Origin of the sequence: Okeania sp. SIO2F5, from assembly GCF_010692685.1 — a bacterium.
In the GTDB taxonomy this organism is placed as follows: domain Bacteria; phylum Cyanobacteriota; class Cyanobacteriia; order Cyanobacteriales; family Microcoleaceae; genus Okeania; species Okeania hirsuta.
In genome coordinates, this window is sequence record NZ_JAAHGU010000025.1 from 22,977 (window position 1) to 49,910 (window position 26,934).

The 26,934-nt window shown below is 34.7% G+C and carries 22 protein-coding genes and 3 pseudogenes; 13 read left to right on the top strand and 12 right to left on the bottom strand.

Annotated features, from left to right (window positions below; genetic code table 11):
* Positions 1–71 precede the first annotated feature (71 nt).
* A complete protein-coding gene (locus F6K27_RS11690) occupies positions 72–479 on the bottom strand; it encodes a hypothetical protein (protein WP_287273395.1) in 408 nt (135 codons plus the stop codon).
* Between the two features lie 403 nt (positions 480–882).
* Here F6K27_RS11690 and F6K27_RS11695 point away from each other — a divergent pair, with 403 nt between their 5' ends.
* Complete coding sequence (locus F6K27_RS11695) at positions 883–2,607, top strand: ABC transporter ATP-binding protein (RefSeq protein ID WP_287273647.1); 1,725 nt, start codon at positions 883–885, stop codon at positions 2,605–2,607.
* A gap of 1,485 nt (positions 2,608–4,092) precedes the next feature.
* Positions 4,093–4,485 (top strand): STAS/SEC14 domain-containing protein, encoded by a 393-nt coding sequence (locus F6K27_RS11700; protein ID WP_287273393.1) that lies wholly within the window; start codon positions 4,093–4,095, stop codon positions 4,483–4,485.
* A gap of 1,508 nt (positions 4,486–5,993) precedes the next feature.
* On the opposite strand, the gene F6K27_RS11705 is transcribed toward F6K27_RS11700, so the two are convergent.
* Entirely contained in the window at positions 5,994–6,902 is a 909-nt protein-coding gene (locus tag F6K27_RS11705; protein WP_287273392.1) for an AEC family transporter, read from the bottom strand.
* A 225-nt stretch (positions 6,903–7,127) separates the two neighbouring features.
* The gene (locus F6K27_RS11710) at positions 7,128–8,423 is read right to left on the bottom strand and encodes a dipeptidase (protein WP_287273390.1); all 1,296 of its coding nucleotides are present in this window, start codon (positions 8,421–8,423) and stop codon (positions 7,128–7,130) included.
* 818 nt (positions 8,424–9,241) lie between these two features.
* Between F6K27_RS11710 and F6K27_RS11715 the strand changes: the two genes are divergently transcribed.
* The gene (locus F6K27_RS11715) at positions 9,242–10,297 is read left to right on the top strand and encodes an AI-2E family transporter (RefSeq protein WP_287273389.1); all 1,056 of its coding nucleotides are present in this window, start codon (positions 9,242–9,244) and stop codon (positions 10,295–10,297) included.
* A 245-nt stretch (positions 10,298–10,542) separates the two neighbouring features.
* Here the strand turns inward: F6K27_RS11715 and F6K27_RS11720 are convergent, their stop codons facing one another.
* From F6K27_RS11720 to F6K27_RS11730, 3 genes are all read right to left on the bottom strand, one after another.
* A complete protein-coding gene (locus tag F6K27_RS11720; protein WP_240038867.1) occupies positions 10,543–10,797 on the bottom strand; it encodes a hypothetical protein in 255 nt (84 codons plus the stop codon).
* Between the two features lie 115 nt (positions 10,798–10,912).
* Entirely contained in the window at positions 10,913–11,527 is a 615-nt protein-coding gene (locus F6K27_RS11725; RefSeq protein WP_287273387.1) for a GUN4 domain-containing protein, read from the bottom strand.
* A gap of 129 nt (positions 11,528–11,656) precedes the next feature.
* Entirely contained in the window at positions 11,657–12,589 is a 933-nt protein-coding gene (locus F6K27_RS11730) for an SGNH/GDSL hydrolase family protein (protein ID WP_287273385.1), read from the bottom strand.
* Positions 12,590–13,751: 1,162 nt separating this feature from the next.
* Between F6K27_RS11730 and btpA the strand changes: the two genes are divergently transcribed.
* From btpA to F6K27_RS11745, 3 genes and pseudogenes are all read left to right on the top strand, one after another.
* Positions 13,752–14,621: a photosystem I biogenesis protein BtpA gene (btpA, locus tag F6K27_RS11735; protein WP_124144229.1), complete on the top strand. Its 870-nt coding sequence runs from the start codon at positions 13,752–13,754 to the stop codon at positions 14,619–14,621.
* A gap of 464 nt (positions 14,622–15,085) precedes the next feature.
* Positions 15,086–15,250, top strand: a pseudogene (locus F6K27_RS11740) (PAS domain-containing protein); the annotation flags it as partial.
* Between the two features lie 458 nt (positions 15,251–15,708).
* Entirely contained in the window at positions 15,709–16,308 is a 600-nt protein-coding gene (locus F6K27_RS11745) for a GGDEF domain-containing protein (protein ID WP_353735972.1), read from the top strand.
* A 933-nt stretch (positions 16,309–17,241) separates the two neighbouring features.
* Here F6K27_RS11745 and psbU read toward each other — a convergent pair.
* From psbU to F6K27_RS11765, 4 genes are all read right to left on the bottom strand, one after another.
* The gene (gene psbU, locus F6K27_RS11750) at positions 17,242–17,670 is read right to left on the bottom strand and encodes a photosystem II complex extrinsic protein PsbU (RefSeq protein ID WP_287273383.1); all 429 of its coding nucleotides are present in this window, start codon (positions 17,668–17,670) and stop codon (positions 17,242–17,244) included.
* A 522-nt stretch (positions 17,671–18,192) separates the two neighbouring features.
* Positions 18,193–18,327, bottom strand: coding sequence for a hypothetical protein (locus F6K27_RS11755; protein ID WP_287273382.1), 135 nt, complete (start codon positions 18,325–18,327; stop codon positions 18,193–18,195).
* A 382-nt stretch (positions 18,328–18,709) separates the two neighbouring features.
* Positions 18,710–19,723, bottom strand: a complete 1,014-nt coding sequence (locus tag F6K27_RS11760) for an adenylate/guanylate cyclase domain-containing protein (RefSeq protein WP_287273380.1) — start codon at positions 19,721–19,723, stop codon at positions 18,710–18,712.
* A 152-nt stretch (positions 19,724–19,875) separates the two neighbouring features.
* A complete protein-coding gene (locus F6K27_RS11765) occupies positions 19,876–20,604 on the bottom strand; it encodes a DUF3120 domain-containing protein (protein ID WP_353735973.1) in 729 nt (242 codons plus the stop codon).
* 353 nt (positions 20,605–20,957) lie between these two features.
* On the opposite strand from F6K27_RS11765, the gene F6K27_RS11770 reads away from it, so the two are divergent.
* Positions 20,958–21,794, top strand: coding sequence for an undecaprenyl-diphosphate phosphatase (locus F6K27_RS11770; RefSeq protein WP_287284061.1), 837 nt, complete (start codon positions 20,958–20,960; stop codon positions 21,792–21,794).
* A 120-nt stretch (positions 21,795–21,914) separates the two neighbouring features.
* Here F6K27_RS11770 and F6K27_RS11775 read toward each other — a convergent pair whose 3' ends face one another.
* Together F6K27_RS11775 and F6K27_RS11780 are read right to left on the bottom strand one after the other, a co-directional pair.
* On the bottom strand, positions 21,915–22,400 hold the full coding sequence (locus tag F6K27_RS11775; protein ID WP_124144190.1) for an allophycocyanin subunit alpha-B: 486 nt from the start codon (positions 22,398–22,400) through the stop codon (positions 21,915–21,917).
* A 281-nt stretch (positions 22,401–22,681) separates the two neighbouring features.
* Positions 22,682–22,840, bottom strand: a pseudogene (locus tag F6K27_RS11780) (IS5/IS1182 family transposase); the annotation flags it as partial.
* Positions 22,841–22,980: 140 nt separating this feature from the next.
* Here F6K27_RS11780 and F6K27_RS11785 point away from each other — a divergent pair.
* The 6 genes and pseudogenes from F6K27_RS11785 to F6K27_RS11805 form a co-directional block, all read left to right on the top strand.
* A pseudogene (locus tag F6K27_RS11785) lies at positions 22,981–23,077 on the top strand (helix-turn-helix domain-containing protein); the annotation flags it as partial.
* A gap of 281 nt (positions 23,078–23,358) precedes the next feature.
* Complete coding sequence (locus F6K27_RS33620; RefSeq protein WP_353735974.1) at positions 23,359–23,631, top strand: hypothetical protein; 273 nt, start codon at positions 23,359–23,361, stop codon at positions 23,629–23,631.
* A gap of 188 nt (positions 23,632–23,819) precedes the next feature.
* Positions 23,820–24,197 carry a hypothetical protein gene (locus F6K27_RS11795; RefSeq protein WP_287273376.1) on the top strand — a complete coding sequence of 126 codons (378 nt, stop codon included), beginning with the start codon at positions 23,820–23,822 and terminating at the stop codon, positions 24,195–24,197.
* Positions 24,198–24,748: 551 nt separating this feature from the next.
* Entirely contained in the window at positions 24,749–24,964 is a 216-nt protein-coding gene (locus tag F6K27_RS34335; RefSeq protein ID WP_353734880.1) for a transposase, read from the top strand.
* Positions 24,965–25,057: 93 nt separating this feature from the next.
* Positions 25,058–25,384, top strand: a complete 327-nt coding sequence (locus tag F6K27_RS34340; RefSeq protein WP_375339650.1) for a transposase — start codon at positions 25,058–25,060, stop codon at positions 25,382–25,384.
* Between the two features lie 316 nt (positions 25,385–25,700).
* The gene (locus F6K27_RS11805; RefSeq protein ID WP_287273374.1) at positions 25,701–26,819 is read left to right on the top strand and encodes a transposase; all 1,119 of its coding nucleotides are present in this window, start codon (positions 25,701–25,703) and stop codon (positions 26,817–26,819) included.
* Positions 26,820–26,934: the final 115 nt, after the last annotated feature.

The following is a 26,934-nucleotide window of genomic DNA, read 5'->3' on the forward strand; positions in this document are numbered from 1 at the left end:
TGCAGAATATTCAAAAAAATTTAAAAGTCCACAATTATCTGAAAATTGTGGACTCTTAGGCGATTAAAAACTTAGTAGCAATCACCACCGTAGCCACCATAGCCACCACCGTAACTACTACCGTAGTAACCATAACCACCACGACGACCATAGCGACTGTAGCCACCATAGCTACCATAGGAACGGCTGTAGGAACGACTAACAACTTTCTTATAATAATGGCCAGAGCTACGACCATAGCTACCATAACGACCAGAACTACCATAGGCACCATAGCCACCATAGCTACCGTAGCTACCACCGTAATAAGCGGAGGCAGAATCAGCAGTTACATTCATTCCTACAGCTAAAGTAGCAGCAGATAATAAACCCATTGCTCCAACACTAGATAGCTTTTTGAAATCTACACAAGCAGTAAACTCTTTGTTAGTAGAGTCTTCTTCGTTGAAAGCTAAATGGGAAAATGCTAATATTTCCATGAATTCCTCTGTTTAGTTAAATTAAATGAAATCCCGCATAACAGGAATTTTGCTGCATAACAGTTACATCTTGATAACCCTCTGAAGCTGGGCAATACATAGGACGTAAAAGTTATTTTTGGGGTTTGCTAGATACACGATCCTGAGTATGCCAAAACTCTTGCAAGAAGCTTGATGTTGGCATATCTAGAATATCACAAAAAATACATTATTCAAGTCAAATTGTCAAAAAACTTAGCTGGCCTCTACACAGAACAGAATAAATGGACTTATATGCTAGACCAAATTTTGCCTCAGACTTGACTTAAAATGGTTCTATCATGGCTAAACAACTCAAAGCAAGTTTTTTTATAATTAATATAGAAATCTCAATATTTTGAAAAACAGTATTAAGTTTGATTTCTTGAAACCTAGATCCAATTATTGGAAGCTCTTACCCTATATCTATGAACATTGGCCTACCATTTTAAAAGCATTAGGTTGTACATTGGCTTTTACAATTTTCTGGCCGATTTTAGCATGGCTATTGGGTGAAATGGCAGGTCATATTGGTAGGGGAGATGTAGGGGCGATAGCTCAACTAGCAGGTCTTGCAGCTATTATTTTCCTGATCAAAGGAACTGTACAGTATGGTCAAGATACTTTCATGGCAAAAGCTGCTTTTACTATTGCCTTAGACTTGCGGAAAGAAGTTTATTCTCACTTACAAAGACTCAATATTAGTTACTTTGAAAAATCAAAAACAGGAGACCTTTCTTATCGACTTACAGAGGATATTGACCGTACTGGAGAGGTTGTCAATAAATTTTTTCACCAATTTGTTCCTTGTATTTTACAGTTGATAGTTGTGCTGGGTTACATGATTTATCTCAACTGGCAATTAACTGTTGTAACTCTAGTAGTTGCACCGTTAATGGCATTATTAATAGGTTGGTTCGGAGAATTATTACTTTCTTTTTCCCACCAAAGTCAAAATCGGACTTCTAATTTATCAGCTTTAATAACGGAGGTATTTAATGGTATTAGAATAGTACAAGCATTTGCTGCGGAGGAATATCAAATTGCTATATTTTCTGTGGAAGCTGAACAAAATCGACAAGCAAAATATATGGCAGAAAAAGTTAAAGCACTCCAGTTTGTAGTGGTGGGTTTTTTAGAGGCAATGAGTGTGGCTTTTTTGTTTTTTTTGGGGGCGTGGCAAATATCTGAAGGAAACTTGTCTGGAGAAGGTTTTATTAGTTATTTAACAGGTGTGGCGTTGTTAATCGATCCGATTTCTTTAACAACGAGTAATTATAGTGAGTTTAAACAAGGAGAAGCATCCTGTGACCGGATTTTTGAACTTTTAAATATTCAACCTCAAGTTACAGAAAAATTAGATGCTATTGCTCTTCCTCCGGTACTGGGAAAGGTAGAATATAAAAATGTATGTTTTGATTATCAGTCAGAAAAAAAGGTTTTAAAGAATCTAAATTTGTTGGTAAATTCAGGAGAAATAATTGCTTTGGTAGGAGCTTCTGGAGCAGGTAAAACTACACTGGCAAATTTGTTACCTAGATTTTATGATGTTCAGTCAGGGGAAATATTAATTGATGATATAAATATCAAGGATGTTACTCTTACAAGTCTGAGAAGACAAATTGGAATTGTACCTCAAGAAGTAATTTTATTTTCAGGAACTATCTCGCAAAATATTGCTTTTGGTCAGCTAAATTATAATATTGATGCAGTAAAAAAGGCAGCTAAAGTTGCTAATGCTCATCAGTTTATTACTAAGCTTTCAAAAGGTTATCAAACTTGGGTAGGAGAAAGGGGTATTAATTTATCTGGAGGGCAAAGACAAAGAATAGCGATCGCTCGTGCAATACTAGAAAATCCGAAGATATTAATATTAGATGAAGCGACTTCTTCTCTTGACTCTGAATCTGAATTTTTAGTACAAGAAGCGTTAGAAAGATTGATGCAAGGAAGAACGGTATTTATTATTGCTCATAGACTAGCTACTGTACGTCGTGCTAATCGAATTTTAGTTATGGAAAATGGTGAAATATTAGAATCAGGAACTCACTCAGAATTGTTAGAAAAAGGTATGCTTTATGCTCGTTTTTATCAGCAACAGTTTAGTTAATATCTTGTAATTATTTAGTCGTCAGTTAGTCTCCTGAATCGTAACTTTGTTATCAGTCAAAGTACATCTAGAAACCTTAGATATTTTGGTAGTCCTGTAAATGTAGCGATCTAGTGCAAAAAGGCAGAAGGCAGGAGGCAGAAGGCAGAAGGGAAGAAAGGTTATTGTACAAGCTTTTGAACCTTTTTTAACTGGTTAGTTATTTCCGCCATCCTGCACTAGGGTAGAGGTGGCGAATAGTGAACAGGGAATAGGGAATAGAAAGTACCTAAATTATTCTTTTCAAAAAGATAGTCTTTCCTTGAATACTTGACTTTTTTGAGGATATTACTATTTATACACCACTACCTATATTCTCAGTAAATGTTTTTTCTTATTCACAAAAAAAGTTGTATATTTGCTTAAACTTTCCGTTGCCTAACTAACCTAACTCAAACCATTTTTTTTTACCGAAAAATTCAGGTATAAAGCTTCTCCATTCATGGAGAAAAAAACGGTCGTTAGCGCAGCTTCCCGAAGGGTGGGATGGTGTTAGCGTTAGCGTTTGCGCAGCATGACCATAGGAAAGCTCCTCTGTAAGAAGTAGCGGCTCTGTCAAGAGCGGATCTCCTCGCCATATCCATCAGACCAAGAGAAGAAAAAAAATCCTTTGATCCAATCCTCTTATATCATGTCCGGTTGAACAGTTATAAATAAATAACGACGGAGGAGTCAGGAGTCAACCCACCCCTAACCCCTCCCAGGAGGGGAAGGACCGAGTCAGGAGGGAAGAAAGAAGAAGGAAGAAGAAGGAAGAAGAAGGAAGAAGAAGAACTTGAGTTGAAGGAGAAAATTTTTTATCACTAATTAGCCGGACATGATATTCTTTATAAGAAGAAATAATTCTAAATTCTAAATTATTAATTCTAAATTCTTGAACACTTCCATCAGTTTACAGAGAGAATAAAAAGCAAGCATTTTTACAAACAGTTTTGATTGACAAATAAAAACTTTTCCTAACAAAGATTCGCCTTTCCAAAAATTCTATACTTCAGCAAGGGGATAAAAAAATACTCCCTTATTTTAATAAATGTAAACCAATAAACTTCTTTGGTGGCAGTTTTAATCTACTTGCGTTAAATTTAGGTTATAGGGTAGGAGTAAGTATTAGGTCGATGCCTTTTACTTTCAAGTTTAAAGTTAAAAAGCGTTTCGATCCGGAATGCTCCGCAAACAGATACCTAATTGCGTAAATTTTTAGGATGATAGCTGATAGCTGATAGCTAGTTAAAGCTAATAATACTTAATACTTAGCAATATACTAAGTAATCTGAGTATGTCAATTTATGCAGGAACAATATATGGGTTTATACCCTTCAATTAATAGGGAAAAATCAAGGAAATAGAGAAATCATAATTACTGTACCAAGGGATAAAAAATCTGGGGAAGCTCTACCAAAAAATATCAGATTAAAATTAGAAGTATCTCAGAAGGAGAAAAATACTATGATGGAAATTATACATCTAGCAAATCAGAACATCATTGGTCTTAGTATTGATGGCAAAATTGAAATAAGTGACATTGAAAAAATAAAAAATTTAGTGGGGGAAAGATTAAAATCTCAACCTAAATTACGAGTTTATGTTGAAGTTAAAAGTTTTCAAGGAATATCTGTGGAAGCTTTATGGGAAGATTTAAAATTTGGTCTAGGACATCTGAAATATTTTGATAAAAAAGCAGTTGTATGTGATGCAGCTTGGGTAAATAAATTGACTATTGCTGGTAATAAAATTTTTAGTAATATCACCCATCTAGAGGCAAAATGTTTTTCCTGGTCAGAAAAAGACCAGGCTTTAGAATGGATAATAACTGACACTCCACGGACTCAAGTCGCGTAGATTCTGTTTAGTTCCGTGACATGAAAAACGTCAACGTTGGGAACCAAAAATTGTTAAGACAGGGGATATATTCACCTGTCTTAATTTTTGATCAGTTTACTGAAAAATTATGCCAAATTTTGTCAAAGTTAGGAAGAGAGTGATTGTCAAACAAAAAATTAGACTAAAATCTGAGTCAGGTATTTAGTAATTTAAATCCTTCTTGAGAGACAGAATATTAAGGGTTAAAATTTTCTTTAACTTATAGCGCTTTTCACTTTAATGAAATACATAACTTCTGCTTTTTAATTCCTACCTTCTACCTTTAAGCAAGAGTTTCTTTGGTCTACCTAAATGAAAACTTCTAGAATTCATAATTATATTTACTCACAGCTAATATAAAAATTAAGGAAACTCTAATAGAGCAACTATATAATTTTAATTAATCTAACTTTAAAAGGACTTAGGCAAAATGAAGATTTTTACACTAGAAATTTCTAGAAACTAAGTTTTTGCCTAGTAAATTTGAACATTTGAGATTAATTTTCGGAGAGGTCTAGTAGATATAGTACAATCTTGGCAATACTAACGATATATTTTAGTTGAAGAAGCTCAAAAAGAAGTTATAGCTTCTAAATCTTTATTCCTATCAAAAGAGCAAATTGAAGGGAGTGAGCTACATAAACTCATTGAAAATCTTGATGAGCGAATAACATTTTTTGATTTAGAGCTTGGTCAGCATATTGAGGCAGCTCAAATAATTGGAAACTTTGCACAATTTTTTGATTAATTATTAATGGGATTGTTTCTAGTAAATGGATTGGTAAAAAACGTCAAATAAATGAACCAATAAAAACAAAAAATTCAAAATAAGGAAAAGATTATCGAATTATTTAACAGTATCCAAAAAGATTTATAATTAGCTATAAATAAATAATTTCAACAGGTTAAATATCAATTTTTTGTTCGGACAAAAAACGAAATTAACGAAAAACGGAAAAAACAAGAAGAACAGCTTAATAATTGGAATAATAAGCTCAATGAGCTGAATGAAATTGAAGAAAATTCAACTCAAATTATTAAGGGCATAGAAAAAATAATGGAAATCGACTTAAACGTAACTTAATAGATAATTACTTGATAATATCTGCTAGAAATGTTCAATTAAATTAGAGAAATATACATCAAGATGGTTGTAAGTATTCAGCAGTCAGCTATTAGCTATCAGCTATTGATGATAGGAGAAGATAAAAGTAATTGATAAATTTGGATAGAGTTAAAACTTACTGTCAAATTACGCAACTTTTAAGCTTATAAGGAATTATTAATTATTTGCTGTTTGCGTAGCATCCCGCAGGGAAGTGCTCACTGCTAAGAGCTGAATGCTTACAGATTGTTCTACTTCACTCAGGGTCATTTCATTCTAGATTTTAGCAATTAATTTATGTCAGCATTCAGCACTAATTTCTGATATAAAAGCAATAAATTAATAGCTGATAGCTGATAGCTGACAGCTGAATGCTTACACATCAAGATGTTGCTCCAATCGCCCACAATACTATAGGCAAAGTTAAAAAAGATAAGAGGGTTGATACTACCACAACCTTAGAAGTTCTTGTCGCATCCCCACCAAATTCATTAACTATTAAAAAAGAAGTTAAGGCACTTGGCATCGCACTTTGTAAGACTAATACTTGTAAATCAAGCATTTCTAAATTCAGAATTTTACCAACTAAATAAGCAACAAATGCTCCTCCTAACAAACGGATTAAACTAGCACTTAAGTCATAAGTACCTGGTTGAAAACGATTCTTAGATATTTGTATTCCCATCAATAATAAAGCAACTGGAATTGCAGCTTCTCTCAAAAGATGTAAACCATCATCAAGTTTTAGAGGTAATTCAATATTAAATGAGTTAAGAATTACACCTAAAATCATTCCCCAAATTATGGGTAATTTAAAAGTAAAAATAATACCAGACCGAAACCCTCCCCCTTTGAGGATAGCAGGCATTGTACTCATCACAATTATATTCCATGATATTAAATAAATTACTGCTCTTTCTAACCCCGCTTCTCCTAATGCAAATAAAGTTACAGGTAACCCCATATTTCCAGAATTAGGTAAAGCTGTAGTCGCCAATAAACTTTTTTGTAGAGACTCCGAAAAACCTAATCTCCTTCCTATTCCCCAAGATATTAAACAGAGTAAAAGATAGGTTAATCCAAAGGCTATAAATATTCCTATTGCTGACTCAATACTAAGAGTAGTCCGATACATTATATCGGTTAATAATGCCGGAAATAAAACATACAAAGCCAGTTTGGAAAGTGTCGGTTCATCAATGGAAAAAATTTTGCCAAATATAAAACCAATTAAAACAATACATCCCACTGGAAAAACGGCAGATACAACCGAAAATAAAATCTCAATCATAGTTGAAAAAAATCTGAGTCAATCATTTTACCGAATAATTAATAATTAAATAATTCTGTTTTAAAGCCTCCTCTTTTAAGGAAAAAAAGCGGTCAAGAGATAGCGATGTCTTCTAGGCATATCCAATCGACCAAGATGAAGAAATAATATTTCCTGATATTCAATTCCGTAAAGGTTTTAACCAGAGGTAATTATCAATTAATGAAAAAATTATTTTCCTGATATTTATTGGTTCTGAATTTCTGTCGCCACTTTTTGTACTTCAGTAAAAACTCGCATTAAATTTCCACCCCAAATTTTTTGAATATCCTCTTCAGTATATCCCCGTGCTACTAATTCTTTTGTAATATTTGGCATTTCTGAAACATCATTCATTCCTCTAACTCCACCACCGCCATCTAAATCTGAACCAATGCCCACATGATTAATACCCATAACTTTTACCATATAATCTATATGGTCTACTACATCAGTAACAGTGGGTTTATTTTTGGGATATTTATCATTAATTAGATCGTATTTTTCTCTAAATTTTTCTCTTTCTACTTGACTCAGTTTTCCCTGCCAATAAGCAGTTCTTTCTTTGGCAATTACTTTCATAGATTTTTCTCTTTCTGGTGTTTGAGGTAGTTTTTTGATATAAGTATCAAAAATACAAACTTGTACAACTCCACCATTTTCTTTGACAGCTTTTAGCATTTCATCACTCATATTGCGAGGATGATTTTCTAGTGACCTAGCACTAGAATGAGATGCGATTACTGGTGCTTTTGTTAACTTAATTACATCCCAGAATGTATCATCATGGACGTGAGAAATGTCAACCATAATACCCAAACGATTCATTTCTTTAACAACTTTTTCTCCCAAATCACTTAATCCATTCCATTCTTGTTTTTCATCAGTAGAAGAATCGGCTAGTTCATTGTTTCTGGAATGAGTTATTGTTATATATCTAATACCTTGGTCGTAGAAAAATTCCACATTACTAATATCTTTACCAATAGGATAGCCATTTTCAATACCCATAAATATTGCCATTTTTCCCATTTTATCCAGGCGTTTAGCATCCTCTGGATTTAAGGCAATTTCAACTTTATCTGAATTTTCTTCTGCCATCTTTTTTGTTATTTCAATCATTTTAATGGCTTTTGCTTTTGCCCGTTCGTGCCCTTGGCGATCGCGTTCCTTTTGAGGAGTAAATATTGACATAAAGACAGCATCTAATCCACCTTCTTGCATCCTAACAATATCCCATTGACCACTTCCTAGTTTTCCTGGTAGATGTCTAATATTAGGTTGAAAATCAGGATCTAAAAATTGACGATAAGGCCAATCAATATGACTGTCAATTGTTAAAACTTTTTCGTGTATTTCTTCAGGAGTTAATACTTTTTGTTGCTGCTCTTGAGTTGCTTCAGGGGATGGTGGTAATTTTTTGTTAGAGATAGTACATCCATGTACTGTTAAAGAAAGTAGAATTATTGACAATGATAAGACTGGATTTTTTGATAAATTCATCTAGATTACACCTCAAAATTAGTATGACAAAAGGGTGGGATTCAATAATTAATAATTAATAATTACCTCTTCTTTTAAGGAGAGGATTAACCAAAATTATTTTTTTCTTTTTCCTCCTTAAAAGGAAAGGCTTTAGACCTTATAGAATTGATGTCAGGGTGGGAAGTTAAGAAAATTATCAAAATATTTACTATTTAGAGATAAGTTTGAAAGTATCGATCAACTATTCTGAATCTAACCACTCTATTCTTACACAGGGCTGTTAATTATAAATATTCTGTTAATATAGCCATAAGATTTTAGGTAAGCATTCAGCTATTAGCCATCAGCTATGAGCGCTAATACCCTGTGTTTAAGGACGAGGTTTAGATAAATATAGACTTTGGAGCTGACTTTTGTAACAATATTTTTCGTTTCTCAATTAAATATTGCTTTTAGTGAGTGATAAAAGCAATATTTAATTGAGAAAGAATAAAAAGTTACCGAAATATTGTAGTTTAAAGCCTCCCCTTGATCGGGGATAATAAATAAAAATTTTCCTGTTCGTCAATCCTCTTCTTTTCAAGGAGAGGTAATTCTAAATTCGCGCATTCTTAATTCTTAATTCTTGAATGCCAAAGTCTCAGGAGCAAATCTGAGAAGTAATTATTTATTACTAATTGCTGATAGCTGACTGCTGATAGCTGAATGCTTACAGTTGAGAGACTTATTTGGAAGACAAAAGGGGAAAGCAAACAACGGAGAAAATTTAATGGTTTATTCCTCAACTTGAAATTGTTACAGTAGTCGTAACTCCAACAACTCCAAAACAAAAAAATATGAATTTTGGTCAATGGTTAGGCTTTTTTAGTTTACTTATTTCCTTATATATCCTTTGGGAAATTAGACAACTTGTACTATTAGTATTTGCTGCAATAGTTTTAGCAACTGCCTTGAATAGATTAGTACAGAAATTTTATAGATGGGGAATTAAAAGAAACTTAGCTGTAATTGCTACTTTAAGTTTAGCCACATTAATTATGCTTCTATTTTTGTTGCTAGTTGTACCGCCTTTTATTACCCAGTTTGAAAAATTAGTTGCCTTGATACCTGATGTATTTACAGAAGTTCGCTCTCAACTTGTACAGTTATATCGACAAAGACCCGATTTATTTCCAGCACCACCCACTGCTACTGATATGCTAGTACAAACACAAACATTAGGTACTCAGTTATTTAGCAACTTTTTTAAGATTTTTTCTAATACTTTTATAGTATTCTTGCAGGTACTTTTCGTATTTGTATTAACAATAATGTTTTTAGTTAATACTCAAGCTTATCGAAGAGTAGGATTACTTTTATTTCCTTCTTTTTATCGGCGACGTGCAGATGAAATTCTATCAAAGTGCGAGGTAGCTTTAGGCAATTGGTTTGGTGGAATAGTAATTAACTCTCTTTTTGTGGCGACCTGCAGTGGTATTGGTTTATTAATATTACAAATTGATTTAGTTCTGACTCATGCTTTACTGGCAGGTTTACTCAATTTTATTCCTAATATTGGTCCGACTATGAGTGTAGTTTTTCCCATAATGATTGCTCTTTTAGATGCTCCTTGGAAAATAGCTGCGGTAGGAATTTTATATATTATTATTCAGAATCTTGAAAGTTACTGGTTAAGTCCAACTGTTATGGCAAAACAAGTCTCTCTTTTACCTGCTGTTACTCTAGCATCTCAAATTTTCTTCACTACATTTTTTGGAATTTTAGGTCTAATTTTAGCTTTACCTTTAACAGTAGTAGCTAAAACTTGGATAGAGGAAACATTATTTAAAGATATTTTAGACCCTTGGCAAAATTCTTTATCCACTGAGACAATTTCCAAAGTTGAGAATTAATATTTTTCTACTACATTTATTGCTCTTAAATAATTCAAGATATTGACTTTTTTAATCTTGCTCATCCTCAGCATTTAGCTATTAGCAGTTAGCTCTGATATTTTTAATGAATCAAGCAAGCATTCGCTTAAGCTCTACTACATTTTTAACCAGAGAATTGAAGCACAAGAACGACGAGTTTTAGTTGTTCACTAAAGGTAATAAAGCTGATAGCTGTTTGCGCAGCATTCCGGAGGAAATGCTTACTATTCATCTTCTGGTTTCAGAGATCTTACAGTTTCTTGAATTGACCCTATAACAAATCCCATAATTGCACCTATTGTTGCATAAGCACGAGGTGCTTTTGCACTGCTATAACCTTTATCTATTCTTGTAAAATTACAACATTGATAACGACTTTTACTCATCTCTGCAGCAGCTAATCCAATTACTGAGCCAATTACAGCCATCATCAAGCCAGAAAATATTACTAGCTTTAAATTAATTGTTTTTTCTTCCATTACTAACTAACCCCCATAATTGAAATTAAAATAAAATTAATTTGTATATATAATTTTTTTCTAGCATAATTTTGACTATTTTTCAACTATTAACAGTAAAAAAATTCATAAAAATTCAATTAATTTTACAGGAATTAAGGCGAGCTAAAAAGTATACTGCTAGTTTAGCCCCATAAGGAGAATCCCACCAAGCAACAGGAAAACAACCTTTAGGTGCTTCTAGACTAAAATTAAGGTTTTCATAAGGTATCCATTTATTGTTTAACTGCAATCCCAGTCGTTCACAAGTCTTATTCAAAAGTTTCATATCTATATTAGAAATATCATAAGTTCCTCCCATACTTTCATAAATTTTCTTTTGTATACTAAAGCCAAAATGACCTTTACTATAATTCGTCCAGAGCTGATCTATTAAATTTATTACGCTACATGGAAATTTGATAACATCATCAGGAGTCAGTTTTTCTTTGTCAGTTTGACCAGATATTTCTAACATGACTTTTGCAGTTTCTTTGTCTGCTTCTTTCCATTTTCCTGCGGATAGTAAATCTCTCAATTTGCCATAGCGGTAAATATCAGAAATTAACATTAGTGCTTGGTCTAATTTTTCTTCTAGTCGAGCCACTCTTTCTGATAATTCTAACTCTCTTGAATTTTGTTGTGATGAGAAAGATTCATCAGAGGAAATAGTAGATTTATTTATCTCTTTATATTCTATTTCGTTAGACATAATTACTCCAAAAATTTTGCTCTAAACTATTTTTTTAGTATGTAGTAGTTCCTGGTTAGGGAAAAGTGGTAATAGTTTCTGACTTTATGATTTACAGTGTTGAGTTTCTGACAAATTCTGTACAGATTTTTATAGTTGATTCTGCTCTATAATTGATTTACTAATTACTTCACTAATAACTAGATTACCTTCAGGACTTAAATGAATATGGTCTCGATATAAACTATCTGGTTCTGAGACAGATTTAAAGATAGGTCGTAAATCTAGATATAAAATATTCTCTGCCTGAGTAAATTTTTCTAAACGTTTACGAGTTTTAATTTCATAATCACGGGGTCCAGGTTCACCTACTTCCCGTAGTAAAGGAGTCATTGCTAGAATGAATTTAGCATTGTTTAAATTAGCCAATTCATAAATTTTTTTAATTGCTACTAAATTAAAACCAACCCGGTCGCCTTCTTCTTTAATTTCAGGAACTTTTGGAGCCTTAAAAAAATAACGATTTATCAATTCTGCAATAGCTGAAGGAGGTTTTTTATCTGGATAATTCCGGTCTACTCCTACCACTGATGAACTAGGTGCTTTGGCAAATAAATCATCGGTATTAATTAGTAATATTACTATTTGAGAATTAAACAAACCGAATTTTTCTAAATAAGCCAATTCATTTCTCGGACCCCAAGAATTAGCTGAAGCATTAAGAACTTCAACAATTTTATCTTTACCTAATTTTTCACTTAAAGAATTCTCTATAATTGCGGAAACTGTGTTATTTTGGTCAGTCCACCAATTACCATTAGCTACAGAATCTCCTACGAGAAATATTCTCAATGTATTATTTTCTTTTGACTCTTCTATTGGTTTTGACCGCATAGAATACTGATTGATTTTGATGCGATTTCCAAAGCGACTAACATTTTGATTTGGTGTTAAGAGATAACCAATTTGATTATCTGCAATATAAGTTAGAGGATTACCAAAACCCACTATAACTCGGAGTCCTATTTCCAAGATCCCCAATAACCCAAGTATAAGTGCTGAAATTATAAGTAGAATTTTCACTAATCTAAATTAAATTAATTAATCAATTTGATTTTCAATGATTTAGTCTGTAGTCTTGAGGCTAATAAATATTTTTTTTAAAGAGCTAATTTATCAAGTGAGTTTAAACCTATTTCTAGTAAGGTTTGTAGAAAATTATGCCTTTGGAGGCATATTATAGTGCAAAATCCTTACACTGTAAAGCATTTATCCTCTTAATATTTACCAGATAAATCAGAGCTGATAAATTACATACATTATTATTTACTAATTATAAATATTTTAACTCAATAAATAATGAATAAAATCAAGTAAAAATTGCTTAAATTTCTGCTAATAAAATCTCCTATAAGTTCCAAAATCCACAAAAATTACAACTAAAATTAAATTTATTATGGATATAGCAATCACCGAATCAGATGTGAGAATTTAGATATTCCTTAAAAGGATACAATATAGCATTTATCTTATTCTTATGTATTCATTTTTTTCTTCTTCTCTGCTCCCATAACCGGTGTTTCCTGTTCCCTAAAAGTATTCAATATCTCACCACTTAAATCATATTGCTATATCTATCTTTCCCATATTGAATAAATTATAGCTCACAATGCCTCATCAAAATAACCCTCAAATCTAAGCATTTAATTTATTAAAACTCTCATAGCTAAATCACAGATTATAGCGGGAGTCATCTTAGCAATTTTTGACTGTTGATAGTATTTAATCAGATTTCAAGTATAAACATCATTAATACTAAAAAATCATACATAAAAATCAAATTTTTATGGTACTTATGCAAAAAAACTATATTGCCAGATTATTCATAATGTTAACAACTGAAAAATTCGTAAGTTCTCTTTAAGTTAGTAAGTGGACATAAATAAACGCTAAAACAAAGAATCTGAAAATGAAGCGAGAAGGCACATTTTAATCTTATTTTCACCCTAACCCCCAGCCCCTAAAACCTATCCTCTAAGTTCTGTAAAATTAGCCTACCAAACCACCCTACAAATACTTATACATACCTTCCAGAGATACCATTGCAGATAAAGCTTTAAAATGATGATGACCAAAAATTGACAATATAGTAGCAGAGTCTAGATAATAGATATATTCTAGGCCATAATTTCTCATGTAAATTCTGTTATGTTATTGCCAAATAACCGTGGTTTCAGGTAAACCCGTGGACTTAAAGCAAATATTTAAAACCAGACATCCAATCATTGGGGTAGTACATTTACAGCCTCTGCCAACCTCACCCCGTTGGGGAGGCGACCTCCAAGCTATTATTAGTAGAGCAGAAAGAGAAGCCACAGCCCTTGCATCAGGTGGTGTAGATGGCATTATCGTAGAAAACTTTTTTGATGCTCCTTTTGTCAAAGACCAAGTTGACCCGGCCGTAGTTAGTGCCATGACATTATTAGTACAAAAGATTATGAACTTGGTTTCCCTACCAATTGGAATCAACGTTTTGCGTAATGATGGCCAAAGTGCGATGGCGATCGCTTCCTGTGTGCAGGCCCAATTTATTCGTGTTAATGTCCTAACTGGAGTTATGTCTACGGATCAAGGGTTAATTGAAGGAAAAGCACATCAACTTTTACGCTATCGTCGAGAATTGGGTAGTGATGTCAAAATCTTTGCAGATGTTCTAGTCAAACACGCCCAACCATTGGGTGAACCCAATTTAACTACAGTTGTCCAAGAAACAATTGAACGTGGTCTAGCTGATGGAATAATTCTCTCCGGTTGGACTACTGGAAGTCCCCCTACCTTGGAAGATTTAAAATTAGCTAGTGCAGCAGCATCAGATACACCTATATTTATCGGCAGTGGCGCTAACTGGAACAATATTTCTACCTTGATGCCAGCTGTAGATGGTGTTATTGTATCTAGCTCGCTGAAGCGACATGGCCAAATAGACCAACCGATAGATCCTATTCGCGTGAGTCAGTTTGTGGAAGCTACTCAGCGAAGTTTATCGAATCAGAGACAAGATAATGAAAATTGGCAAAAAGAAACTAAAAATTGGCCTTCTCCTCTAAAAAATTAGGAATCAAAAATATAAATGTAAATTATGGTTCACCGAAACTCTAACCTATGGATTAAAGCAGTGGTTAAGTGAAGTTATGGTGGCGATCGCCACCATAAGTGTACTAAAGAGTCTATGACACTATAATTAAATTATCAGTCATCTCTTACAAATTATCAGTTAAAAGTTAATATTTTTAACTTTGTGCCTTTGTGTGGGTGACAAGAGAAGGAGCGAAAACATTAGCCACATCATATACTTGATGATTTATTAAATATGTACCACAATAGTTGGCCTTAATGATCATGATTCAGAAGTCTTAATTAGTCTCTATACTGAAATATTTGGTGTGCTCAACCTATGGAGTTTTTTGACCTATATTTATATTGATATTTAATGATGATAAAGATTTACCTTTTGCCGTGAATCTAGACACTAATAAAATGTTCCGACTTAATGTAGTTAAGATGTGATTTCTACAGTCAGTTATTAATGCAATTCCTGACCCTATATTTGTCAAGGATAAATATCATCGTCGCATTGTTTTGAATGAAGCTTATGGTAAATTTCTCGGTTATTCTGTAGACGATATACTCATCAAAACAGATTACGAATTATTTGCTCAAAATGAAGCTAATATATTTTGGTAACAAGATGAGTTAGTATTTCAAACTAATCAACAGCAAGAAAATGAAGAATATTGTACAGATTACCGTGGAATTACTCACATAGTTGCTACGAAAAGAACTCTTCATCAAGATGCCACAGGAAATCTATTTTTAGTAGGAGTAATTAGGGCTTGCTGATTAAATCTAAAAGCATTGACATATAAAGACTAAAGAATTTTTGGAGTCGAAAAAAGTGCAAATTTTTCACCTCTTTATGCTCAAAAAGGAGCGTATTTTAGGCGCATAGTTGGGCAGAAAAATCATTCTTACAAAACTTAGCTCCTACCTCCTATAAATTCCAATTTATCCTGTCTCCTGTCTCCTGTCTCCTGTCTCCTGTCTCCTGTCTCCTGTCTCCTGTCTCCTGTCTCCTACCCCTACCCCTACCACTCATACTTTTTCAGCAAACCCTAATTAGAGATATTACCGAATGAAAAAAAATGGAGGAAAACCTGAAGGAAACAGCAACAAGACTAAAGATTGATAATGATAAACTAAAGCTTTTAGGAGATTCTTTACATCATCAAGCTAATCACGATCCCCTCACAGGATTACCTAATCGTAAGCAATTTTATGAGGGTTTAAGTCAAGCTATTGAGTGGGCAAATGTGAATGAACAAATGGTTAGTCTACTATTTCTAGACCTCAACGGATTTAAAGCTGTTAATGATACCCTGGGTCATAATATAGGAGACTTATTATTAAAATTAGTAGCACAAAGATTGTCAGGGTGCTTAAGAGGAAGTGATACAGTTTCCCGACTTGGAGGTGATGAGTTTACTGTGATTTTACCAGGTATTCCAGGACAAATAGGAGCTTCCAGAGTGGCTGACAAAATTCGCAACACAATTAATCAAACTTTTAAATTAGAAGACCATATTGTACCAGTGGGAACCAGTATTGGTATTAATTACTATAGCTCTAATCAGACTTACACAGATGTTGATACCTATTTTTTAAAATCATCTATTCTTGCAAAATATACACCAGACAATAATGGTACATCTGGAGACAGTAAAAAAGGTGGAGGGGCGTTCTAAGAGCTTATTTGTCAACTTAGCTAAAACCCTTATGTAATCTAACTATCAGGGATTTAGGTATATTGGGCTATAAATCCCAAAACCCTTGTCTTCCAAGGAATTCAGCCTCTTAATATTTACTTGATAAATCAGCTCTAATATTACCTCTTTTTCATTTAAATACTAAATAGCTATCTATAGGGTTAATCTACTATGTTTATTTCTGGTCGTGATTAAAACTTTAGGGTTAATTAAGTTTAATAATTCATGTCGTAATTTTTTCAATTTATCTCTAAAACGCATCGATAATATCAGTTAGTCTGAAAACAATAAATTTAAGAACTAATCGCTGAGGTTAATAAGTATATCAGGCATTTTATCAAAACTAATATTAGTTTACCGAAAAATTAATAATTTCAGCTTTGAAGTCTATCCTTTTAAATTTTAAGGATCAAAGTCATTGATATTTCTTTTTAAGAAGAGATCACTGTTAATTGTTAATTATTAATTGTTGAATGTGAAAACTAAACTCTAGAAACTTGAAGCAATTGACATACTCCTGATGTTACCCATAGCTCAACTCCTTGGGGTTCTTCAATTAGCATTTGGAATCGCTGTTTGTATAGCAGATGATGAGCGAACCCTGTGTTTTTATTATAAGCATGATTATCTATCCTATCTACTTCAGTAATGATTTTGCTGTATAACTGTAGGACATTATGTATCACCTTCAACTTAATAAGAAGCTTAAATTAGATATAAATTCACCTAATTTAAACTTCTTTTATTTCGCAACGCCGACACAAGTAGAATAAATACGGTTTTAACCCGTAGAGTTTCTAATACTTAACTTCAACAATCAATTGGTAATTCCCAAGATTTTATTAAGTACTCAAGTATTAAATAGCAGCATTGAAAATTGACTAATATCTGAAAGTTTAGTTTATGCCAATCTTAGTCGTATGAACCAGTATTCAATCTATAGTCACCTTCAATATATACATCAGCAGGTGGAGTCACTGTAAAATTTTCAAGGTTAGCTTGTAAAAGCTTTTTCTGTCTTTCAGTTAGATCGGGAATTGCTAGTACATCCTCTACTTTTTCGTAAGGAGCATTATCTACTATCATCGCAGCTATAGTTGGGAACATTCCCCGGTATTTCCGAAAGCTTCGTAAAGGACTATTGTTAAGATCGAGCTTCTCTCCAATCTCTCCTAATTTTCTGTCTGCCTTGTTAACCCTTCCAGATTCTACTGCTAGAATTGACGTTGAAGGCCATACAGTTAAACTTAAGTTACCTGCATAAGCTTGATGGTATGGCATTAATCCTACACAACCTAGACATAACCCTAATATTGCTAGCAGTAAGCCTATTTGTTTCATTATTCTATTTCTCCTGATCTTTATTGATATACACAGTTTTTTAAGTACCTAACGGTAAAAATTAAACTGTAGAAATTTAAACAGTTTACTTAATTGTTAGTGGGTTAATCAAGTAACGACTGCATGATACAGTTTACTATTCTCCAGACTCAGAAAGTCTATGAAAATAATTTTTCTACTTGTCGGTTTCCACTGCTTAAACGTCTCGCAAATTATCTCTTCCTTCCTCTAATCCTATAGAAACTTTGGGAGATATATTTTTGTCCAACAAGACAAATTTAGTCATAGACTATTAAGCCATATTCACTATACCCTATCAGGTTCTACGGCTTAAACTAACCTTTTTTTTGACACTCCCGCCGTTAAATCAAAGATGATAACGGGGTATTCTTGTTTTGCTGACGCAACGCTACGCGTTTAATGTCGCGGAGCGAAACACAGATTCTCGGACTAGGTAACAAATCAAACAAGTTGAGTGGTACTCCCGCTACTACCATCTCCACAAACTTTCTTGCTCCGTCTTTACGCATCAGAAACCGTTGACTCGCAGGCGGTGCGCTTTTCTTTGACAGTGCACCCTACAGTTATTAACCCTCTATTTTCAATTACTTTTGCAGCAGCTAAATCACCATTGTTATAGAAGGTTGAGTGTACCATACAGCTACTTTTGCTTTTTCCCTCAGTTATCTTATCATGCTGTATTGAAGTTAATTCCAAGCCTTTTGATGTTAACGATCAGCTGATATGTCCCATCGTCAGAAGTCTCATGGGATATTAAACTATAGCAATGTGCGCTGGCATATTTACAAATCACAGGAGGGGTCCAATAGCTAAAAGTCTTATATGATCAGCTTTTTATTCCCCCTTCCGGAGCTGTTGCTTTCCGGAGCTGTTGCCTGCGCACAGCGCTATACAAAGTTTTTTCTTGAGTTTATACACTTGGCACATCTACAATCTAAGCTTTTGCTTGACAGATCGTAACTATATGGATTGAAAAACCATGTAGTTACGATCTGTAAAAAGTTATAGTTGATTTGATCTAAAACAAATTTTGATTTTTTGCAGAGAACAATTTTTTGCCCAAAAAAGTATTGAGATTATTAAAAGTACCACCATAAGTAATAGTTGAACTATCATAGCCTTTCAGATTTACTTGATACTGCTTAAATATTTGATGCACATTTTCTAAATCGCAAATATACTGATAAGTACCTTCTCCCAAAGCAATATCCATACCAATTTCTTTAGTAGATGATTCTAGGCGAAATGCTGCATTTACAGTATCTCCCAAAGCAGTATAATCCGAGCGTTCACTACTACCAGCATTACTCACCATTGCATAACCTGTATTTATTCCTGCTCCTACTCTTAAAGGAAACGGTAAAGGGTAGATTTTACTTAGTTCTCTTGTTACTTCATATAAATCTTTGAGAGCTTGAAAAATACGAATCATTTCTGCACTACTAACTCCCTCAGCTCCATGAAACCAAACAGCCATAATCGCATCACCAATATATTTATCCACCCAACTTCCATTCTTCCTGATAATATCCCCTGCCTGCCGAAACCAACTACCAATAACTTCAGACAATACTCTCTCGTCCAGTTTTCTAGTCAGTACTGTAAAATCTCGGATATCCATTACCATCACTGATATTAGGCGACGAACATGCAAGGTAGCTGTAAAATCTTGAGAATCACCATCTATACCCGACTGTTTGTCCATACCTAGTAATGGACAATTAAATTCTAGTTCTGTTTGACCAAATACTAAGCGATCAGAATCCTTTAAAATTACAGGAATACTCACACGACGACTATTTACAAAAGAACCATTACGACTGCCTAAGTCAATCAGATAAAAATCTCCTTTGTCCATCTGTTGTATCATGGCATGGTTGCGGGATATCCATCTATCAGTCAGGACAAAAGTGTTATCTCTACCTCTACCAATAGTCCAACAATTATTTCCTACTAGAGGTAGGTAGCGATCGCCTGCTTCGGTACGAAGGATCATATGAGGAGGTTGCAAAGTCACGACAGTGGCACTCATGGTAACACAAGCTCTAAACTTGTGTGAATTCTCTTTTGGTCAGCATTAATATATCACTAATCAACTGATTGCCCCTAAAATAGCATAGGTTTCTAGAGGATTATTACCAATTTCTTCTTCTACTGCACCCCCTCTGACTATATTACTTAGTATTAGGCTAAACAAGCAGCTAATAGAAATAGACTGTCCACTAAAATTGTACTTAATACTGCTGCTCCAAAGGTCCAAAAGTATAACTTGTTTGATTGCAAAGGTACAAGACCAAAAAGCAATAGAATTCCCACCAAAACAAATATCCAAATTATTCCCCAGGAAGTACGTACTTGAGTTAAAGCATCTTGGAATACTTCTAAGGCCATATCTGGTTCAACTATCATTAATCGTCGCCAATAAGGAATAAGACCAGTTATGTAGAAGTATCCATCTGTAACTGCTGTACCTAGTAGAGAACCAAGGTAAAAACAGTTACCTATCATTTCTCTTTTGTGCGCCAAACACCATAAAGCAAAAGGTACACATATCGCCTCAACTGGTAAGTGGAGAAGTGGTTCTTGTCGTAGCCAACCCCAGTATATTGAACCTGTGAACCAACTCCAAGTAAATCCCAATAATAGATCGCCCCATATATGGGTATCTCTATCTTTAAGTAGTTTTAAACTTAGCCATAACCAAAAGCCTGTCATAGCCAAACTTAACCAAGGTAGTTGACGTACCATTGGAGCTTGAAAAAAGACTGGCACTGACACTAGAAATATGGCAGTACAAAACACAGCCCATTTTTGGCTGATTCTAATTTTTTCAGCAACGCCGAAAAATAAATTTGTCCCCAATTTTTCTGGGTAAAGCATTGTGACTCTAGCAAATAAAGTATTATTCAACAAGGTATTTTTAAGATTTTTTACTTAAGTTTATCTAATTTAACATATCACATTTATTATCCCCTCCAGGGGCATCTTTGATAATAACAGGTATTTTATCCCCTCCTAGGGTATTTTTTAGGAAGAGTTAATAATAAACAAAAATCCTATGAAATAAAGAGTTTTCACTCCTCAAAACTCAAAAAAGTGGTGATACTTCTGATGCTATAATCGATTAATAGTTCTACTTAAAACCCTACTTAATGAAATTCTTATTTGCTGTTATTGTCAGCGCCCTAATTTTTATATCTTTAGACGACAAAGTAGGCCAATCATTGCCTTTGGACTCAGTTTCCACCTCTGAGCAGCTATCACAAATGAATATTTTTCAAGCAGTTATTCTAGGAATGGTGCAAGGATTAACAGAATTTTTACCTATTAGTAGTACGGCTCACCTCAAGATTGTTCCTGTTGCCCTGGGTTGGGGAGATCCTGGTGTGGCTTTTACCGCTGTGATTCAATTGGGCAGTATTTTTTCAGTTGTTTGGTATTTTTGGCAGGATTTGACAAAGATCGTGATTGGTGCATATAAATCTATAGTGACATCCGATTACCAGTCTCCAGATTTCCGAATGGCAGTTGGAATAGTACTGGGAAGCATACCAATAATACTTTTTGGGTTACTAATCAAAATATTTATTCCAGATTTTGATAACTCGGCCTTGCGCAGTACAGTGGCGATCGCTATTGCTTCAATAGTTATGGCTTTATTATTAGGAATAGCAGAGAAAATTGGTAGTCGAAAACGTAACTTTGAGCAACTAGATATTAAAGATGGCATACTCATGGGATTAGCTCAAGCATTGGCATTAGTCCCCGGAGTATCTCGCTCTGGCTCAACTATTACAGGTGGCCTATTTATGGGGTTAGAAAGGGCTACAGCAGCAAAATTTTCTTTTTTATTGGGTCTTCCAGCGATTACTTTAGCAGGTTTAGTTGAACTTAAGACTCTATTGGATGAGGGTTTTGGAGGTGTGGGTTTAGTACCTACTATTGCTGGAATTATATCTGCAATAATTTTTTCTTACGTAGCAATTGCTTGGTTGATTAGATACTTACAAACTCAAGATACATGGATATTTGTTTGGTATAGATTAGCTTTTGGAGTATTAATTTTAGTGGCGATCGCTGGTGGTGTGATGCAAAATAATTGAATAAATCTAAGTTGGGATTCTTTTGACTTTTGTTGAAGTTTTAATCAGTCAAAACTCTAAAAATTGAACCCATCCAAGAATTCCTTAGATGGGTAGTCATGCTACAAAAAACAAAAAAACTTAGGACATGGCCTGAATGATATAGTCAAAGTAAGGAGCAGCTTCCTGAACATCTTCATCATCAAGTAAAGCAAGAGAAGCTTCCTTCAAACAACGGATTGACTCTACCATTCCAGGAACTGGTACACCCAATGAGTTGTACATTTCCCGAACACCAATCAAACCAATACTTTCAATTGGATCTTTATCACCAGCTAGTACCCCATAAGTAATCAAACGCAAGTACCAACCATAATCCCGGAGGCACAAAGCACGTTCCCGTTGACCAAAAGCATTACCACCAGGGGCAATAAAATCTGGACGCCTGCGCCACAACTCTTGACTAGCTTTGTCTACAATTCTTTTCTCATTTTCAGAAAGCACGCTAGCAATACGCACGCGCTGCTCGCCTGTTTTTAAAAAAGTATTTATGGCTTGAAGTTCCCCACTACTGGGATAACGTAATTCATCGTCTGCTTTGAGAATAACTTGGCTAACTACACTCATAATTATCAAAAAATTTCAGAATTATATTTCATTTTAGCTATTTACGACCTTTCTCAGTCATCAAATTTGAGGGATTTAATTTGAGAGATTTATTGGTATTGTTGAATAGCGGATATTAATTAGGAGTCAGGAGTCAGGAAGCAGGAGTCAGGAGTCGGGAATTCGGAGCCAGGAAGCAGGTAGCAGGAACTCAGGAATTCGGAGTCAGGAATTAAGAAAGGTAGAAAAGAATTTTTATTACCTTTAATTTAATGGCTAAGAGCTGATTTATAAAGTAAATCTTAGCTAGCTAGTCGCCTAACCATAAGGTGAATTAAAGAGCCATAAATCATGGCTTCACTTACATCTGAATACACCTCATAATATGAGCTTAAATGTTGAAATCTATTCAAGCAACCAAAAGTGCGTTCAACAATCCATCTCTTAGGTAGTCGCTCAAAAGTATGGGAAGTTCTTTTGATCTAAATGTTGGCAGAAGACCCGCGCTCTCCTTGCCGGGAGCGTCGTATGGGAATGCCAATCAATGTTGTGGTTTCACACACAATATGTTAAAGCATAAAAAGTTTTTAGTAAGTTGTAGATGGTTGAAAAAGCGTACAAATTTAGATTTTACCCAACTCCAGAACAGGAAAATCTGTTGCGGAGAACTTTGGGCTGTGTACGATTAATCTACAACGCAGAAATAAAATCAGGCCAGTCTGGTGACTACTGGGACGATAACTTAGCAGCTATTACTGAAAAGCGCAACCGTCAGATGCGTGATCATGTGAACAAAGCAGCTAGATTTGTGATCAACTGGTGCATTGAGCATCAAATAGGTACAGTAGTTTTTGGGTGGAATCAACGCCAAAAAGATAGTATTAACATTGGCAAAAAAATAACCAACAGTTTGTTCAAATACCTACAGCCAAGTTAAAAACCAAGATAGCTGAATTATCTGAGCAGTATGGGATTAAGTTTGTTGAGACTGAGGATAGTTACACGAGTAAGGCTAGTTTTAGTATGGGATGATTTTCTGCCGACATTTGGTGCGAAACCCGTTTGCGTAACATTCCGTAGGAAAAGGTGGGAGCCATCAGGAAAGCTTGTTAATTGTGGCTTGTATCGTTCTGCAAAAGGTCAAGTTATTAATGCTGACTGTAATGGTGCAGCCAGTATTATCAAAAAAGTAGCAACACAGCTAAGTCATATCATGTCCGGTAGCATCGGTATTAGAGTTGTCGCTAAATAAAGGAAAAAAATCACTCTAACCTAGACAGAGCAATAATTCCCAGGATTTTTATATTCAATAGCTACAATCCTTACAGAACAAGGCTTTTGGGTTTTTTTTAAGTTATAAAGCGACAAGTCTATTGATAAGTGCGATGAAGAAAAGAAAACAGTTATGCAGAAAACCGACTATCTTGGTAGACCTATTAGTTGGCAAAATTTAGACTTTTCAAAAGCTACTTTAATCGACTCAATGTGGAGACAGAGTTAAAACCATGGAAGACAGTAACTGACAATAAAATAATACCACCAACCAATCTTCCAGAACCTGTCAGATCTTTTATGGCATCTCATTTCAACAGGAGCTTAAGTTATTTCACCATTCAAAAAGTTAACCATGGAGATCAAGATAATTCTACGGCTATATCAATTAAATTTAAGCCTGGAGAGTATGATGATACGACACAAGAAGGGTTAACGAAAATTGCTGACAAGTTAGGTGATGCATTCAAAGTTCAAGATCCCAATAGTGACATTCAAGCGAGTATTTCTGAAGCCGTAACTAAGATCAAGAAGGAGTTACCTTAGAAGTCTGCATCTATTAAGAATGATTTGATAAAACTACGGCGACCACCACAAGTTAGCTATGCTGACCTTATTGCAGCTCGGAAAACTCCGTCTAGGTACATTACAGGAAGAACTCCCTCTCAGCTAGGAAGAAGACCTACCTCAAGACGATAATCACACAATTAACGTGGCTATGAAATTTAAGCCTAAGTAGGGCTTGCTGAAAAAGTCGCCCTGATGAGGGTAGGAGTCTCCTCCTCAGGAGTAGGTAGTCGGAAGAATTGTCTGTTGATTTTTCCGCCTCTGTCAGCTCATGCAAGTGAGAATTTTGAGCTAAACCCTCCTTTTAGCTTGCACTTTTTTTACCCCAGGCACTTTGGCTTTATCTATAAATGCTTTTAGACTTAATCAGCAAGCCCTAAGAGACTGTTTGTAAAGTTTTGTAAGGGAAAGCGATCGCCATAACGCAAAAGATAAGACAATGATAATTGTCATGATTTTCCCTCCTATGGAAAGAAAAAACTATCAAGCGTGACCTAACCAATGAACAGTGGGAAATTTGAAGGCGGCTGATTCCTCCACCCCATTCTGGTGGTAGGTCTGGAAGTGTCGATACAAGAGAAGTTATTAATGGTATTTTCTACCTCGTACACAACGGCTGTACATGGGGGGCACTTCCTCATGATTTACCACCTTGGCAAACCGTAGCTACCTATTTTTATCGTTGGCAACGCAGTGGAGTATGGAAAGAAATCAATGATATGTTACGTTTGCGTAGCATTCCGTAGGAAAGAAAAGTCAGAATCAAACAAGGAAGAACTGAAGAGCCATTTCTAGGGTATAATTGATTCACAGTCGGTAAAAACGACTGAAAAAGGGGGATTAGAGGTTATGATGCTGGTAAAAAGGTAAAAGGAAGAAAACGACACATATTAGTAGATACTCAAGGGTTGTTACTGAGTGTAGTTGTACATACTGCAAATATACAGGATAGAGAAGGAGCTAAGTCTGTATTTCTTCAAGCTAAATATGATGCGCCGAATCTGAAAATTGTTTGGGCAGATCAAGGTTATAGAGGAAAACTAGAGAAATCAGTGGCAATGGTTTGTGGATGGAAATTAGCTATTGTTAACAGAACTGAAAAAGGGTTTAAAGTGTTGCCCAGACGCTGGGTGGTAGAGAGGACTTTTGCGAGGGCGCGGCCGTAATCGTAGACTTTCTTGCATATTATGAAGAACATCCTCACAATAGCGAAGCTTTGGTTTATATTTCCATGATTCGTTTAATGCTAAAACGTTTAGCGATCGCTACTAATACTTCATAATTCTTTACAAACAGCCTCTAAGTAAAATGAGTTCGATCAGGATTTACGCAGAAACCGGGTTGATCGACAAAATTTCGTATATGACAGCCAATAATTAGGGTGATTAACTGTTGAATGAAAATTGTATAAAGTAGTTGCTATTTGTAGAAAAGTGTTGTAATATTAAACAGGTAATAACTCTAATGAATTATAGCGGTTAAATGAGACTTGTTGACAGACATATTATTAACCGAACACATCAGTATTGGCGGGTGTGTGATGAGTTAGCCTTTAAATCAAAAAACTTGTACAACCTGGCTAACTATTATTGTCGTCAGCATTTTTTTAAGTGCGGAAAAAGTCTAGATTTAACTAAACTGTACCACGCCACCAAAGATAGCGATGCCTACAGATCATTACCAACTAAAGTATCAAAACAAATAATAAAATGCTTGGTTGCAACTTGGCGTGGCTATTTTCAAGCTATAAAAGAATGGTCAAAATATCCACAAAAGTTTCTAGGTAAACCCAAAATACCAAAGTATAAGGACAAAACCAAAGGCCGAAATGTAGTTATCTACTCAAAAGAGTCTGTATATAAAGCACCACTAAAGGACGGTATTTGTCACTTATCTATGAGTGATATCAAAATACCTGTAGTGGTTGAGTCTGTAGTTGAAGTGAGGATAGTACCTGCAACTGGCTGCTATGTAATTGAAGTTGTGTATGAAAAAACTGAACAACAACGGATAGAGTCTACATATGTAGCAGGAATAGATTTAGGGATTGATAGATTAGTTGCTCTAGCTACAAACAAGCCTGGTGTGAAACCTCTGCTTGTTAATGGGAAGCCACTAAAAAGCGTCAATCAGCTTTACAACAAGCGAAAAGCTAAATATCAAAGTGTTCTCAAGGGCCAGAAAAAAACTAGCCGTAAGATTGAAGCGTTAACCTATCACCGAAATCGTTTTGTGGAGAATTATCTGCATAACACCAGTAAATTAGTGGTTGAGTATTTAACTACAAATAATATTGGTACTGTAGTCATAGGCAAAAATGATAATTGGAAACAAGGTGCAAACATCGGCAAAAAAAATAACCAAAATTTTACTCAAATACCACATTTTAAGCTAGTCAAACAGATAACTTATAAGTGTGTGTTAGCAGGAATTAAAGTGATTGAGACTGAAGAAAGTTACACCAGTAAAACTTCTGCACTTGACCTAGAATTGCCCTGTCAGCATGAATTGTATGTAGGTAAACGAGTCAAACGTGGTTTATTCAGGAGTGCAACTGGTAAAGTGATTAATGCTGATATTAATGGTAGTCTTCAAATATAAGATAAGAAATTCCCAGGGGCATCTACTGCCGAGGGAATAGTGAGCTGTGCCGTACAGCCAGTATTGGTTAATCCAATACCAAGATATTAAGCTGTCACGATTTTCTACAGCTTAG